Source organism: Deltaproteobacteria bacterium (assembly GCA_016219225.1).
Lineage (GTDB): Bacteria > Desulfobacterota > RBG-13-43-22 > RBG-13-43-22 > RBG-13-43-22 > RBG-13-43-22.
In genome coordinates, this window is the sequence record JACRBX010000276.1 from 1 (window position 1) to 14,937 (window position 14,937).

The following is a 14,937-nucleotide window of genomic DNA, read 5'->3' on the forward strand; positions in this document are numbered from 1 at the left end:
CCTCTTGGGCTCCCCTTTTTTTCATATAATTGACCAAGTCAGCAAAATGTAGGGTGGGTGGAGTGATAACGGAACCCACCGACTAATATGGTCCTTGTATATTTTTTTATGTTGGCGGGTTACGCTTCGCTGCACCCGCCAACTACAGGAATTTCGCCACCCGATCGACAAAACTTTGTCAATGTTGATTTACTAAGCAACTATTACAATCATTTCAAATCCGCCCAGTTATTCCCTTCTGAAATCTGAACCGTCAAAGGGACCCGGAGGGGAAGAACCTCTTCCATAATCTCACGGATAATCGTTTTCAGGAAGGGTATTTCCTTTTCCGGACCTTCGAAGACCAATTCATCATGGACCTGGAGGAGCATCCGGGAGTGCATCCTTTCCTGATGGAGGGTTTTATGGATGTCAATCATGGCCTTTTTGATCAGATCGGCCGCAGTTCCCTGGATCGGCGTATTGATGGCGGTCCTTTCAGCGAATTGCCGGCCCGCCCGGTTGGAGCTGTTGATGTCATCTATATGCCGGCGGCGGTTGAACAGAGTGGTGACGCTCTTCATCCGCCTGGCCTCGGCCAGTGTATCTTCAATATACTGTTTCACCCCACGGTATTTTAAAAAATACTGGTCGATCATGGCCTGGGCCTCCCGGTTATTGATCCCTAATTCTTTGGAAAGCCCGAAGGCACTCATCCCATAGAGGATACCAAAATTGATCACCTTGGCCTGGCGGCGCATTTCGGCCGTAATTTCTCCAGGGGGGCAATTGAAAAGTTCGGCCGCCGTCCGGCTATGGATATCCTGTCCCTCCCGGAAGGCCTCGACAAGGGTTTCATCCTCACTGTAATGGGCCAGGATACGCAGCTCAATCTGGGAATAGTCGGAGGAGACCATCTTCCAGCCCGGTTCAGGGATGAAGGCCTGACGAATCCTTCTGCCCTCCTCGGTCCGGATCGGGATATTTTGCAGATTGGGTTCACTGCTGCTCAAACGGCCGGTGGCCGTGATGGTCTGGTTGAAAGAAGTGTGCAGACGTCCGGTTCTGGGCAGGATCAGCCTGGGCAGGGCGTCGATATAGGTGGATTTGAGCTTAGTCAAGGTGCGATAATTCCAGACCTCGGCCGCCAGGGGATGGTTCAGGGATAAATCCTTGAGCACTTCGGCATCCGTGGACCAGTGAGTCCGGCCTTTGGTCTTTTTCCCCTGGGGAAGCTTGAGCTTTTCAAAAAGGACATAGCCTAACTGCTGAGGGGAATTGATATTAAAACGCTCCCCGGACAACTGATAAATCCGCTCTTCGAGCCGAAATAATTTGACCTCCACCTCTTTGGAGAATTGGGCCAGGGCCTGCGCGTCGACCCGGACCCCGTTCATTTCCATCTCGGCCAGGACAGGCACCAGGGGCATTTCCATTTCATAGAAGAGTTCGTCCAACCCTTCCTGTTCAAGGAGGGGGGCCAGTTTCCCGGCGCAGGCCAGGGTGACTTCGGCATCTTCAGCCCCGTATTCAATCGCCTGGTCCACCGGCACTTCGCTGAAATTCCTGGCCTTGGCCCCTGTCCCGACCAATTCCTTAAAAGTAGTCAGGCGGCGGTTACATTGATCCAGAGCAATCTGGGTCAGATTGTGGGTCCTTCGGGAAGGATTCAGAAGATAGGAAGCAATCATGGTATCAAAGGCCTTCCCCAGGTAATCAAGACCATAGCGCTTGAGGATGATCCATTCGTATTTGATATTCTGACCGATCTTTTCGATGTCGGGATCTTCCATAATCCCTTTGATCAGGCCCAGAACCTCGGACAGGACCAGTTGTCTGGGAGCCCCTAAATAGACATGCCCCACCGGACAATAAATCGCCAGGCCCTCTTCATAGGACAAGCCGATCCCCACAATCTCGGCCTGCATGGGATCTTCGGAGGTGGTCTCCAGGTCGAGAGAAACCCGCCCGGCCTTCTTTATTTTTTCAACAAAGGCGACCAGGTCCTGCCAGTCGGTAATACCCCTATAGATTCTCAGAGATGGTTCTTCCAGGACCTCCCCTCCCCCCAGGTCTTCGATAAATTTTTTAAAACCCAGCTCAAGAAAGAGCTTTTTTAAATGGGGCTTGTCTTTGGGTTGAATTTTTAGCTCTGCGGGGGAAAGGTCTAAAGAGACCCGGGTATCCAGGGTGACCAATTCTCTGGAAAGCAAGGCCTGATCCTTATATTGGAGGAGTTTTTCTTTCAATTTGGGGGGGGTCACCGCCGAGGACGGGTCCAGGAGGTTTTCCAGCGATCCATGGGCCTGGATCAGTTTTACTGCCGTCTTCTCCCCGATGCCGGGCACACCGGGTACGTTATCGCTGCTGTCACCGGCCAGACCCATGATATCCACCCATTTTGCCGGGCTGGTGCCGAATCGGTCCTGCACGGTTTTCAAATTAAAAACCTGATCTTTCAAGGTGTCCCACATACAAATATGGGAAGAAATCATCTGCATCAGGTCTTTGTCTCCGGAAACGATGACCACTTCAAACCCTTTGCCCTCGGCCTCTTTGGCCAGAGTGGCGATGACATCGTCGGCCTCAACACCCTCTTTTTCCAGAATCGGCAAACCGTAATAACGGCTGATCTCTTTGATGTAGGGGATCTGAACAATAAGGTCATCGGGCATGGAAGGACGATGGGCCTTGTATTCGGTGTAAAGTTCATGTCGAAAAGTCGGCCCCTTGGCATCAAAGACCACGGCCAGATGCTCGGGTTTCTCCTGTTCGATGATTTTGCGGATCATCTGGATAAAACCGAAGACGGCCTGAGTAGGCATCCCCTTAGGACTGGAGAGGTGTCCAATGGCAAAAAAAGCCCGGTAGATATAAGAGCTGCCGTCGATCAGGTAGAGCTTGGGTTGGTCGGTCATAGGAACAATCCTCATAGGAAAACCTGCCGGTTAACGGCCCGCTTTCCCGATCCAATATTTTGAAATACTTGTATTTTATTTTTTTTGGGGTTATGATTACTTTTCGTTAACCGAACCATATCAAAAGAGACAAGATAAAGCAAATATCATGAGCATTATAAAAGTGGTCCACAAATATAAAATAGGTGAAGCGCCTAGCGATTTCTCTTTCTGGCAATCCAAATCCTATGAAGAACGGATTGATGCCTTAGAACAAATTCGTCAGGAATATAACGAATGGAAATATCATGCTGAACAAGGATTTCAACGAGTTTATAAAATTATTAAACGAACATAAGGTGAAATATTTGGTTGTCGGCGGTTATGCCGTGGCCTTCCATGGCCATCCTCGCTACACCAAGGATCTTGATGTTTGGATAGAGTCATCGCCCGCGAATTCACGGAACTTATTAAAAGCCTTGGACCGATTCGGTTTCGGGTCCTTAGATCTTACCGTGGAAGATTTCCTCGTTCCCGATCATATCATTCAGCTTGGATATCCTCCCAACAGGATCGACTTGTTAACCTCAGCGGCTGGGCTCGATTTTGAAGACTGCTATGCTTCCAAAGTAGTTACCACTATTCATGGGCTTCAGATTGATTTTGTTGATATCGAAAACTTGAAAAAAAACAAGCGTTCCACTGGCCGCGCGCAAGACCTGGCCGATATGGAAAATCTAAAATAAGGAGAGTAATTTATGGAAAATCGTTTCGAAGCGGGCCTGGCCTTTTCCGTCAATACCTGGCCTTTGAATCCCCAAAAATCAACGCTGGTCTTTATTCACGGCTCCGGCGGTTCAAACATCCTTTGGGACAACCAGGTAAAAACCTTCGGTGACCGGGCCAACCTTCTGGCCCTGGATCTGCCGGGCCACGGGGGAAGTCCGGGAACCGCCTTTTCGACCGTACCCGAATATACCAGGGCGGTTATGGCCTTTATTGACGCAATGAAAGTCCAGAAGCCTGTTCCGGCCGGCTTGAGTTTGGGAGGAGCCATTACCTTACAGCTTCTCCTGGATTATCCGGAACGGTTTCCGGCCGGAGCCTTGATCTGTACCGGGGCCAAGCTGAAGGTGATGCCGATGATCTTTGAAACCATAGAAAAAGATTTCCCGGCCTTCGTGGCCTCCAGCAAACAAATGACCATTTCCCCGAAGACCGATCCGGCCCTCATCCAGCCCCTGTTGGATAGTAACCTGAAAAGCCCGCCGCAGGTGACCTTCGGCGACTTCCAGGCCTGCGACCGTTTTGACGTCCGGGAACGGCTGGCCGAAATCAAGGTCCCGGTCCTGGTGGTAAGCGGTCAGGACGATCTGCTCACCCCCCCCAAATATGCCGAGTATTTGGCCGCTAACATCACCGGGGCCAGGCGTGTCCATATCATGGATGCCGGCCACCTGTTGCCCCTGGAAAAACCGGAGGAATTGAATCAGGCCCTGATTGCCTTTCTGGATGAAAACGGATTGGTTTGAGAGAGAGGGGACACTTTTTAAAAATCTTGCCTTTGTGTTGCAAAGGTAATTCACATAAAAGCATGAAAACAGCGACAAGGAGCCCTGATGATACCGAAAGTTGGTCTGGCCCTGGGCGGCGGTGCGGCCAGGGGCCTTGCCCATCTCGGCGTGCTTAAAGTTTTGGAAGACGCCAAGATTCCCATCCATATCATAACCGGCACGAGTCTCGGCGCCTTGGTCGGAGGACTTTATGCTTCCCAACCGGACGCCGGTTATTGGATGGGGCGGGTCGAACAATTCCTCGGCAGCTTTCAGTCACGAAGGACCCGTCTGGAGTTCATCCGCAAACTGGAAGAGGTTGATGATAATTGCGGATTTTTTACCGATATGGCCAATCTGGTTCGCAAGAGTTTTTTCTGGGGCGTTACCGCCACCAAATCGGCTTTCATCTCCGAAAAGGAATATGAAGAATTCCTCTATCCCCTGATCCCCGATATTGCTATCGAGGAGACAAAAATTCCTTTCGGTTGTGTGACTACGGACATCCGGCAGGCCGCCCGGGTCCTTTATACCCACGGCTCCTTGAGGCGGGCGATCAGTGCCAGTTGTGCGCTGCCCGGGATATTTCCACCGGTAAGAGACGGCGACCTCTTGCTGGTGGACGGAGGCTGGGTGGAGTGTCTACCCGCCCGCAGCGCCAGGGACATGGGGGCCCAAGTCATCATAGGCGTAGACGTCTCGAGCGAAACCCCGAGATTCATGAACGGATCGGGATTGGATATCATCCTGCGTTCGGATGCCGTCACCAGGATTTATCTGAACGACCTTTTGCTCGCCGAGGCGGATGTGCTTATTCGCCCCGACGTGAACGGCTGTCAATGGGCCGATTTCAGTGGGCCCCGGGAACTGTTCAAAGCGGGAGAGAAGGCCGCCCTCGAAAGTCTCCCGGCCATTTGGGCGGCTATCCATAAGGAGGCTGTTTCCCGGAAGTCCCTGAGTGGTCGGTTCAAGACGATTAAGGAAAAAATTACAGAAACCTTTGCCGGAAAGAAGTAGGCGGATTGTATAAATTCGTCTGTCATCGACCAGGCTTGCACCAGGGTGGTGGGTCATTTGACATTTCGGTAAGTTTATGATAACAGACATCCCGGCGGAGAAAAACCGGAAGGTGAAATTTTTCGACTACCCAAGAAACAGCGTACCCCGGCATGGAAGACACAATCATTAAACCTATTGAAATAACACCAAATTTTTATCAACTGGGCACCCCTTCTTTTCCGGTCTATTTGTCTATGGGAGAAGTAGGCATGATCATTGAGGGGGGAACCGGACCGACTTTTAATATTATTGTCAATCAGATCACGTCACTCGGTATCGATTTAAAACAGATCCAATATGTGGTTTTAACCCACACCCATGCCGATCACATCGGTGCCGTACCGCACTTAAAGCGTTCCTGGCCCCACTTAAAACTCATGGCCAGCCCTGCTGGTGCAGAAATTCTGAAGACCAAAGAGTTGTTTAAAGAGTTTCTGATGGTTGACCTGAGTATTGCTCAGCTCATGAAGGTGCGCGCCGAGGTTGATCGATTACCCGCCCCCCTCGAAAACTACAGTTTTGAGGTGGACGCGGTAATACAGGGAGGAGACCGGATAGATCTTGGGGCCGGGATTGTCTGGCAGGTCCATGATACCCCGGGCCATTCCGTTTGCCATGTCTCCCTTTATGGAGAGAAAGAAGCGCTATTGGTCGCAGGGGATGCCACCGGGTTTTATGTTCCGGAAAAAGATGCCTTCTGGCCCAACTATTTTAATTCCCTCGAGGCGTATTGCGAGAGTATTCGAAAACTGTATACCCTGCCGGCCAGGCGGGCCGCTCTGAGCCACAACGGTGTAATCCAAAGCAATGTGCGAGGCTACCTCCAAAAGGCGATGCGGGCCACGGAGAATTACCACAAGGAGCTGTTGCATATGCTGGAAAGAGGCCTGCCGAAGGAAAAAGTGGCCCTCGAAAAGGCTCGATTTGTTGACAGCTTGACCGACATCCAGCCCTTTAAGGTAATGTATGATCTGTGCAGACTCCTGATCAAACAATCCCAGACAAACGGTTTAGCCCTGTCATTTTCTCTTCCGGAGGTCGGTGGAAAGGATCGTGGATCTGATTTCGAGGGAAAAGAGACCTCGGCGGAAGTCGGGGGTCGGGTGATATCGGCCAAGCCGTTTGCTGAAAGGACCAAACCCTTGTCCCTCAACGAACGACTTGGTCTGCTGGCCCTTATCGATGAGGGTATGCGGCGAGGCCTGGCTGAGGCCCCTGTCTTTACAGATCTTTTCAGTGATTTGTGGGATCTGGTCAATGCCACGGCCTCGGGCAGTAAGATCAACCGGTTTAAACCGGACCATTCCCAGAACGGCTTTCATGTTTTTGAGATCAACGCCGAAACAGGAGAGAACCTGGGTCGGCTCAATATGTTGTATCTGAATAAACCCATTCCTTGTTACTACCTGGTCTACGTCGAGGTGGCCGCCCCTTTCAGGAGAAAGGGGCTGGGAAACCGCATCCTGAAATACTTTGGCGACTTTTTGGTCGATTGTTCCGCAGTAGGGATCCTGGACAATATTATTCCGGCCGATGATCCGACCTATGATATTTATCTCAAGCATTCCTGGAAACCGATCGAGTCCGTTGCCGGGGCGGCTCTTTCGGACAAAAACGACAACTATATGATTTTCATTCCCCCGGCCTTGGAGGGGAAAGACCTTAAACTATCGGTCCAGAAACTATTATATCATTTGAAGCGGAAACGAACTTTTATTGATATAAGAGACAATGAGATGATGGTCAAAAGAACCATCACGGAATTCAAAGAACTTTATCAAACGCTCCTTGCCTATTTCGATACGGAGATTAAACGTGCCGAGCCTTCGCCTGTCATGCGCTATATGTTTACCCGTTTCGTGACTAAACTGATCGCCTTCAGGCGGCGCATAGGAAATTTGGTTGGCTATACCGGTGGTGAATCCATGGAGCAGATCGTGCTCTCCCCGGAAATCGCCGCCCTGAAGATGAAGTCCTATGCCCCTCGCGAATTGGCTCACCATAACGCCCTGGGAACAGGCGAATTGGCCTTATTGGGGCGACTTCCGGAGGATCTGAAGAATCAACCCGCCCGAGTCATCGAATCCTTGCCTAATTATGGAAGGCCGAGTTTTTTGGGATGGCTCGAGAAGCGTGGGAAATCCATCAACCATCCTCTGACTATTGGTGATCTTATGGATCTGGGTTTTGATCCGACGCGCCTCAAAGAGACCACCATCGATGGTCAGGAGTATATCTTTGAAAGGGTTCAAGTAAGACAATTAGAGGAGATCCAGAAAAAAAACGAGTTTCTGGAGCGCATCGCTACGGCCCTGTCCAACTCAAAGGTCAGGAGTGCCTGGTTAAAAACGAATCCCGTCCTGCTGACTATTCGAGACCGGGGAAACGCCTATGTGCTGCGTCGGAAAATCGCCGCCATTCATTGGGAAGAAGCCATTGAACAAGTTCAAAGCCATCCTGCCCTGCGAGGGCTCAATGCCTCCGCCGGACTCGACCGGATGATCCTTAACACGGTCAGCACGGCCAACGAGATGGTCGCCACCCGCTTTGGTCTGGAGAAAGGCCTGATCATTGATCAATTGAGCCCATTTGTTTCCTGGGATTTGAAAAACAACCGCCCCAAAATGGTTATCGAATTTGATGCAACCTATCTGGAATCCATTTGGATGGCCTAAAGCAGCTCCTTGCTCGTTGCGGATTGCTTCTTAAAACCAGTGACGCGTACGAGTAACAGAGAAATTTCAAACAGATTGGGCTGGTTTGATACCTGATCTTAGAAAGGGTTACATGAAACAACCAAAAAATATGATAAAGAATCATGGAGCAGCCGTGATGGTCTCGTTGTTCATCCTGATTGGCCTGTCTTCACCGGTTATTGGAGGACTTATCGACGATATGGTAATATTAGATCGTTCCTATATACCGGCACTGGCTCTGACCAACCAGCCGGACAAACCCGCCGGAGCGGTAGTGGAATCAATGCGCCGTCTTAATTCGGCCTGGCCGCTATTTACCCGGAGCCTCTCTAAAGCGGATCGGGAAAGCCCGGTGCTCTCCCAGGCGGTCAGTGTAGCCGGAGCCAAGATCCAGGAGGCCAACGGACTGGTGGCCGCAGGCAAAAGGAAGGATGCCCATGAGGCCCTTGAAACGGTAAGAAACGCCTTCTGGAAAGCCCGGGCCGCCATGAATATCCAGTATCTGCCTGATCTGATGACGGCCTTCCATGAGCCCATGGAACATTTTTATGACCTGGTGGTGAGGCCCGGATCAAACCCGAAGGATTTGGCGGCATTATTGGAAGAACTTTCCGCACGGTGGGCCGACGTGGAGAAGACCAGACCGGACCCTAAGCTATTCGGTCTCAATGAAGAGCAGGTCGGGCGCTACACTGTCCTGGTAAAAAAGGAACGGGAGATACTTACCAAGCTTTCGGGGATCTTGAAAACAGGAAATGCCGAAGCGATCTCAAAAACGGCAGGATCCATGAAAGGTACCTTTGCTCAGGCCTACCTGGTTTTCGGAGACTTCTCCGGACTGTGAGAACCGTAGGCTGCAACCGACCCCCGGTCCCTGACCCCTGATCCCTATTATGATTCAAGTCACCTCCACCTCGGCCCTGGTCCGAAATCTGGCCTTGGGAGACAAAGAGCTTATTACCCTGGTAGGGGCCGGGGGCAAGACCACCTTGATGTATGCCCTGGCCAAAGAACTGCTGTCGCGCAATTTTAAAATTGTTACGACCACCAGCACTAAAATTTATCCCCCGGAACCGGCGCAAAGCCCGGCCTTGATATTAGGCGGGGTTGAATGCTTTCCTGAAATTGAAAAGGCATTGAACCGTTATGGGCATATTACCTGGGCCGCCGGCCGGGCCGCTGGAAATAAGCTGGCAGGCGTTTCCCTGCCGGCCCTGTCCGCCCTTTGGTCATCCGGCCGGGTCGATTTTTTGATTGTCGAGGCCGACGGCTCGGCCCAAAGACCAGTCAAGGCCCCCAATGCCCATGAGCCGGTAGTCCCGGAAGAAACGACCCTCTTTCTCTCCGTCGTCGGCCTTTCAGCCTTAAACAAACCCTTAAATAAAGAGTATGCCTTCCGGCCGGAGATTATCAGCCGATTAACTGGCATCCCTTTGAATGCCTCCATGACCATGGAAGGGATAGCTAGGTTAATGGTTCACCCGGAAGGGGGGTTAAAGGGGTGTTCACCGGGCATGCGGGTTGTCATTATTTTAAACCAGGTCGATTTAGAACCGGAGCCCGGGGTCGGCGAACGATTGGCTGAAAAAATTAAAGACCTGGGGAAAGACAGGATTAGCAAGGTAATTATCCATGAGATTACTTCCAAAACAAAATAGAGGTACTTTGTAAGAATCTATGAGCGGAAATACTTTTTTAATTTCGAATAAAAATTTTCATGGCTGCCGATAAGATATAAATTTAAGGACCTTTCTTTCATTTCATAAGATAGTAAGTATAACTGCCGGTTGTATTTGAATTTCAATACCCGTAGGCCTTTCAAATCCCCCTTTTTTAATTCCCCTATCTCAGGATTTTCCATGATGGCCTTGACTTGTTGGTCTATTTCCAATTGTATCTGGAAGAAGCTTTTTTTTTAAATTTTAAAACTTGACTGGAGGCAAGGACCTTGATCATTTAATAACCCCGAATGGATATTCCTTCCCCAGTCCCGCCTCCATCTCTGCCTTGGATTGAAGGGTTTCCTTGATAAAGGAATAAGGTAAATCGGGATTTTCTTCACAAATGATAGCATCATGGATATATTTATTGATTTGTTCGGAGACAGATCGGTGTTCCAATTTGGCCTTTATCCGGACCTTTTTTTCTATTATTTCAGGCACCCTTACCGTTAATACTCTCATCTATAGTCCTCCGTATTTAATAGTATTCATTTCAAATACAATACCTGTTTTGGGGAGTCTTGTCCATATTTAGTTAAACTTTGACAACTCTTCGAAAAGTTCCCCTATCCCAATTTGGCAATTGACAAGGCATAAGGTAGTGGGTTACATTTTGGTATCCGTAATAAACAATTTCAAAGGATTGAGGAACTTAAAGGCGTGGATCAATGAAATACATCTTTGGACCGGTCCCCTCCCGCCGGTTGGGATTTTCCCTCGGGGTGGATATTATCCCCTATAAAACCTGTACTTTTGATTGCATTTATTGCGAACTCGGTAAAACCACCTGCAAAACGATTGAATCCGCGGAACCGATACCAGCGGATGCCGTGCTGAAGGAATTAGAAACCGTTTTATCTGCTTCTCCATTAACCTTGGATTATATTACCTTGTCGGGTTCCGGAGAGCCGACCTTAAATCCCGATCTGGGGCTGATCATAAAGGCGATCAAAAGGCTGACCTCAGTACCGGTGGCCCTGATCACCAACAGCTCCCTGCTTTTTAAAGATGCCGTCCTGGATGGGGTTTTAACCGCTGATGTGGTTATTCCTTCCCTGGATGCCACTGATCCGGTTGTTTTTCAAGCCGTCAATCGCCCCCATCCCTCAGTGACCTTTGAACAGGTCATTACCGGGTTGATCAACCTGGGGAAGGCCAAAGGTCCCCGTGTCTGGCTGGAAGTGTTGTTATTAAAGGGGATAAACGATTCTCCGGAACAGATTGACCGGTTTTTTAATTATATTGAAAAAATAAATCCGGAAAAGATTCAACTCAATACCGTGGTTCGGCCACCGGTTGAAAATTATGCCCATCCCTTGCCCTATTCTCGTTTAAAAGAAATCCAAAAGGGATTGGGCCCCCGGGCCGAAATTATTGCCGGATCATCCAGGGAAAATACCCAACCCACCGGTTCGGTATGGGAATCTGAAATCCGGGAAATGGTTGCCCGCCGGCCCTGCACGGCCGAGGATATTGCTCAATGCCTGGGGCTTCCCCCGGAAGAAACCATAGGGCTTTTGGGCCGATTGGTTCAGGATAAAAAAGTCATTTTTGAATTATTCGACCATCAGGGTTTTTATCGCGGGGCCTGAAAGAAGGACAGATCATTCAGCCGCCGGCAGCGGGACTTGAAAAGAAAGTTTTTGTTCACCGCAAAGCCGCAAAGAACGCAGAGAGAATCATTATTGTTCAATCCCGTGAGAGGCGGGATTGAACAAAACAACTCTGGACTCCGCCCCGGAGGGGACTACGCCCCGGAGGGCCCCGGCAAATGATTGCCCGAAGGGACTCCAGCCTGTAGGGGAAAGCGTTTTCCTTTCTGTCCTCTCAACAGAAAGGAAAAATTATTTCCTCTTTGCGTTCTTTGCGGCTCTGCGGTGAAAACAGTTTTTCAAATAATAAATTTTTACGTTTCATGTTGGAGGAATGGAATGTCGATGTTGCATTTGGGAATGGATATCGGTTCGGTCAGTACCAATACGGTCGTCCTGAACGAAAAAGGAGAAATCCTGAAAGAAGATTATCGTCGAACTAAAGGGCAGCCTTTGGAAACCGCTCTTTCCGTGTTAACCGAATTTCTATCGGAACTTCCCGAAAACCAACTCGGTTCTATCGCCTTTACCGGCACAGCCGGGAAAAAGGTGGCCGATTTGCTCAAAGTCCCTTTTGTCAACGAGATCATCGCCCAGGCCCGGGCCGTGGACCGCTTTCATCCCGAGGTCCGGACCATCATAGAAATGGGGGGGGAAGACTCCAAACTTATCCTGCTCAGTGCCGAAGAAGGGGGCCGTCTGGTTATCCAGGATTTCGCCATGAATACCCTCTGCGCAGCCGGCACCGGCTCCTTTCTGGATCAACAGGCCCACCGGCTGGGATTGACTATCGAAGCATTCAGTCAACTGGCCTTAAAATCCGAAACCCCTCCCAGGATCGCCGGGCGCTGTACGGTCTTTGCCAAAACGGACATGATTCACTTGCAGCAGGAAGCCACCCCGGATTATGACATCATTGCCGGCTTATGTTTTGCCGTGGCCCGAAACCTGAAAAGCAATATCGCCAAAGGGAAAAATATCCTCAAACCGGTTTCCTTTCAAGGGGGGGTGGCTGCCAATCAAGGGGTGCGGCGGGCCTTTTCCGAAGTCCTGGAACTTAAAGAGGGCGAGTTGGTTATTCCTGAACATTTCTTTTCCATGGGGGCCATAGGCGCTTCTTTGATTGTCCGGGAAGACTCCTCAAGAATTAAGGAATTCTCCGGGCTGGGACCCTTGGAGGATTATATTCAAACCCAATCCGTAGAAGCCCGGCGGTTGGAGGCCTTATCCTTACGGGAGGACTACCGCCAGCCCTTTTCAACCGCCCAGGCCCCTGACCCGGGCGAGGGAGAAAAAATAGAGGCTTACCTGGGGGTCGATGTGGGGTCGATCAGCACCAATGTTGTGGTGATCGACCAGGCCATGAAGGTCTTGTCGAAACAATATCTGATGACGGCCGGCCGGCCTTTGGAAGCCATCCGACAGGGTCTGGCGGCAGCCGGAAAAGAAGTCGGAGACCGGGTCGTCATCAAAGGGGCCGGTACCACCGGTTCAGGCCGTTATCTGACCGGGGATTTTATCGGGGCCGATATCGTCCGAAACGAGATCACGGCCCAGGCCACGGCCGCCGCAGCCATTGACCCGAAGGTGGATACCATCTTTGAGATCGGCGGACAGGACTCCAAATATATCAGTCTGGAGAACGGGGCCATTGTCGATTTTATGATGAACAAGGTCTGTGCCGCCGGGACCGGTTATTTCCTTGAGGAGCAGGCCGAGAAACTGGGTATTTCTATCAAAGGGGAATTCGGTGCCCTGGCCCTGGAATCGGAAAGTCCGGTCCGCCTCGGGGAACGCTGTACGGTCTTTATGGAATCCGACCTGGTTCACCATCAGCAACAGGGTCTGGATAAAAAGGACCTGGTGGCCGGACTGAGTTACTCGATCGTTGAAAACTATTTAAACAAGGTCGTGGAAGACCGCCGGATCGGCAAGCGGATCTTTTACCAGGGGGCCACCGCTTCGAATAAAGGGATCGTAGCCGCCTTTGAAAAAGTAGTCGGCCGGCCCATTACCGTACCGGAACATAACGACGTCACCGGGGCCATAGGCGTGGCCATATTGGCCCAGAGGGAAAAAACCTGGGATCAAAGCCGCTTTAAGGGCTTCGATCTGGCCCAGACCGAGTATCAGATCTCTTCTTTCGAGTGTAAGGGCTGCCCCAATCAATGCGAGGTCAAGAAGGTTTCTATTGAAGGAGAAAAACCCCTTTTCTACGGCAGCCGCTGTGACAAGTACGACCTGGATACTAAAAAAATCGTTTCCCAGGCCATGCCGGATCTCTTTGCCGAAAGAGAAACCTTGATGGCCGGTCGGATTGAAGACCAAAATCCCGGCGGCAAAAAAGGTAAAATTGGCATCCCCAGGGCCATGTTTTTCAGGGAGCTCCTGCCCTTTTTCCGCACTTTTTTTACCCACCTCGGTTTTGAAGTGGTCATTTCCGGTCCCACCAACAAATCCATCATCCATCAGGGCGTGGAATCCATGGCCGCGGAAACCTGTCTGCCCGTCAAGGTGGTCAACGGCCATATCCTGGACCTGATCCAGCAGGGGGTCGACCGGATCTTTCTGCCCAGTATCGTAGACTTGAAATCCAACAACCCCGATTACCAGCAGGGGGTGATCTGTCCTTATGCCCAAACCCTGGCCTATACGGTCCATTCTTCCATCAACTTCAAAGCCAAAGGGGTTCAGGTTATCCAACCGGTCCTTTATTTCGGTCGAGGAGAAAAGGCCTTAAAAAAGGGTTTGAGGTCCATGTGCCATTCCTTAGGAATAAACTCTTTTCTGATCTCCGGAGCCATGAAGAAGGCCGTGGCCGCCCAGGAGGCCTTTTATCAAAAACTGCTCAAACGGGGCGAAGAGGTCCTGGCCGCCCTGGGACCGGAAGACATCGCCATGGTAGTGGTCAGCCGCCCTTATAACGGCTTTGATCCCGGCATTAATCTGAATATACCCAAGAAGCTTAAGGACCTGGGGGTCCTGGCCATCCCCATGGATTTTTTCCCTCTGGATCAAAAAAGCGAAACGGAAGAACCCAGACACCATTACTGGAGGTTCGGCCAAAAAATTTTAGGGGCTGCGGAAATCCTCAAAAAAAACCCGAAACTATACGGGATCTACGTCACCAATTTCAGTTGCGGTCCCGACTCTTTTATCCTCCATTTTTTCAGGGATGTTCTGAAAGGAAAACCCTACCTGGAAATCGAAATCGACGAACACAGTGCCGACGCCGGTGTGGTGACCCGGTTGGAGGCCTTTCTGGACAGTTTAAAAAACAGCAAAGAGGCCCCTTTCCCCCCTTTAAAAAAACGCTCCTCCTCCCGCATCCCCTCAGGGAACCATCGAAGGATCTATATTCCCCCCATGACCGATCATACCTATGCCGTGGCCGCGGCCTATAAGGCTTGCGGTGTAGAGGCAGAGGTCCTTCCCGATTC

General features: G+C 50.7%; 11 protein-coding genes. 8 read left to right on the plus strand and 3 right to left on the minus strand.

Going from position 1 to position 14,937, the window contains the following annotated elements:
- Window positions 1-209 precede the first annotated feature (209 nt).
- On the minus strand, window positions 210-2,897 hold the full coding sequence (gene polA, locus HY879_22890; GenBank protein ID MBI5606190.1) for a DNA polymerase I: 2,688 nt from the start codon (window positions 2,895-2,897) through the stop codon (window positions 210-212).
- A gap of 287 nt (window positions 2,898-3,184) precedes the next feature.
- Between polA and HY879_22895 the strand changes: the two genes are divergently transcribed.
- From HY879_22895 to yqeC, 6 genes are all read left to right on the plus strand, one after another.
- Window positions 3,185-3,622: a hypothetical protein gene (locus HY879_22895; protein ID MBI5606191.1), complete on the plus strand. Its 438-nt coding sequence runs from the start codon at window positions 3,185-3,187 to the stop codon at window positions 3,620-3,622.
- 12 nt (window positions 3,623-3,634) lie between these two features.
- On the plus strand, window positions 3,635-4,408 hold the full coding sequence (locus HY879_22900; GenBank protein ID MBI5606192.1) for an alpha/beta fold hydrolase: 774 nt from the start codon (window positions 3,635-3,637) through the stop codon (window positions 4,406-4,408).
- An 87-nt stretch (window positions 4,409-4,495) separates the two neighbouring features.
- Window positions 4,496-5,446, plus strand: coding sequence for a patatin-like phospholipase family protein (locus tag HY879_22905; GenBank protein ID MBI5606193.1), 951 nt, complete (start codon window positions 4,496-4,498; stop codon window positions 5,444-5,446).
- Window positions 5,447-5,598: 152 nt separating this feature from the next.
- On the plus strand, window positions 5,599-8,163 hold the full coding sequence (locus tag HY879_22910) for an MBL fold metallo-hydrolase (protein MBI5606194.1): 2,565 nt from the start codon (window positions 5,599-5,601) through the stop codon (window positions 8,161-8,163).
- A 112-nt stretch (window positions 8,164-8,275) separates the two neighbouring features.
- Window positions 8,276-9,028, plus strand: a complete 753-nt coding sequence (locus HY879_22915) for a hypothetical protein (GenBank protein ID MBI5606195.1) — start codon at window positions 8,276-8,278, stop codon at window positions 9,026-9,028.
- A gap of 49 nt (window positions 9,029-9,077) precedes the next feature.
- Window positions 9,078-9,842: a putative selenium-dependent hydroxylase accessory protein YqeC gene (gene yqeC / locus HY879_22920; protein ID MBI5606196.1), complete on the plus strand. Its 765-nt coding sequence runs from the start codon at window positions 9,078-9,080 to the stop codon at window positions 9,840-9,842.
- Between the two features lie 17 nt (window positions 9,843-9,859).
- Here yqeC and HY879_22925 read toward each other — a convergent pair whose 3' ends face one another.
- Window positions 9,860-10,045, minus strand: coding sequence for a type II toxin-antitoxin system RelE/ParE family toxin (locus tag HY879_22925; protein ID MBI5606197.1), 186 nt, complete (start codon window positions 10,043-10,045; stop codon window positions 9,860-9,862).
- Window positions 10,046-10,136: 91 nt separating this feature from the next.
- Complete coding sequence (locus HY879_22930; protein MBI5606198.1) at window positions 10,137-10,367, minus strand: hypothetical protein; 231 nt, start codon at window positions 10,365-10,367, stop codon at window positions 10,137-10,139.
- A gap of 206 nt (window positions 10,368-10,573) precedes the next feature.
- Between HY879_22930 and HY879_22935 the strand changes: the two genes are divergently transcribed.
- On the plus strand, window positions 10,574-11,497 hold the full coding sequence (locus tag HY879_22935; protein MBI5606199.1) for a radical SAM protein: 924 nt from the start codon (window positions 10,574-10,576) through the stop codon (window positions 11,495-11,497).
- A 339-nt stretch (window positions 11,498-11,836) separates the two neighbouring features.
- A partial coding sequence (locus HY879_22940) for a CoA activase (GenBank protein ID MBI5606200.1) occupies window positions 11,837-14,937 on the plus strand: 3,101 nt, incomplete at its 3' end.

Bases quoted from the DNA above. Each gene is read 5' to 3' on its own strand.
- polA (MBI5606190.1), bottom strand. From the start codon at position 2,897: ATGACCGACCAACCCAAGCTCTACCTGATCGACGGCAGCTCTTATATC.
- HY879_22895 (MBI5606191.1), top strand. From the start codon at position 3,185: ATGCTGAACAAGGATTTCAACGAGTTTATAAAATTATTAAACGAACAT.
- HY879_22900 (MBI5606192.1), top strand. From the start codon at position 3,635: ATGGAAAATCGTTTCGAAGCGGGCCTGGCCTTTTCCGTCAATACCTGG.
- HY879_22905 (MBI5606193.1), top strand. From the start codon at position 4,496: ATGATACCGAAAGTTGGTCTGGCCCTGGGCGGCGGTGCGGCCAGGGGC.
- HY879_22910 (MBI5606194.1), top strand. From the start codon at position 5,599: ATGGAAGACACAATCATTAAACCTATTGAAATAACACCAAATTTTTAT.
- HY879_22915 (MBI5606195.1), top strand. From the start codon at position 8,276: ATGAAACAACCAAAAAATATGATAAAGAATCATGGAGCAGCCGTGATG.
- yqeC (MBI5606196.1), top strand. From the start codon at position 9,078: ATGATTCAAGTCACCTCCACCTCGGCCCTGGTCCGAAATCTGGCCTTG.
- HY879_22925 (MBI5606197.1), bottom strand. From the start codon at position 10,045: ATGGAAAATCCTGAGATAGGGGAATTAAAAAAGGGGGATTTGAAAGGC.
- HY879_22930 (MBI5606198.1), bottom strand. From the start codon at position 10,367: ATGAGAGTATTAACGGTAAGGGTGCCTGAAATAATAGAAAAAAAGGTC.
- HY879_22935 (MBI5606199.1), top strand. From the start codon at position 10,574: ATGAAATACATCTTTGGACCGGTCCCCTCCCGCCGGTTGGGATTTTCC.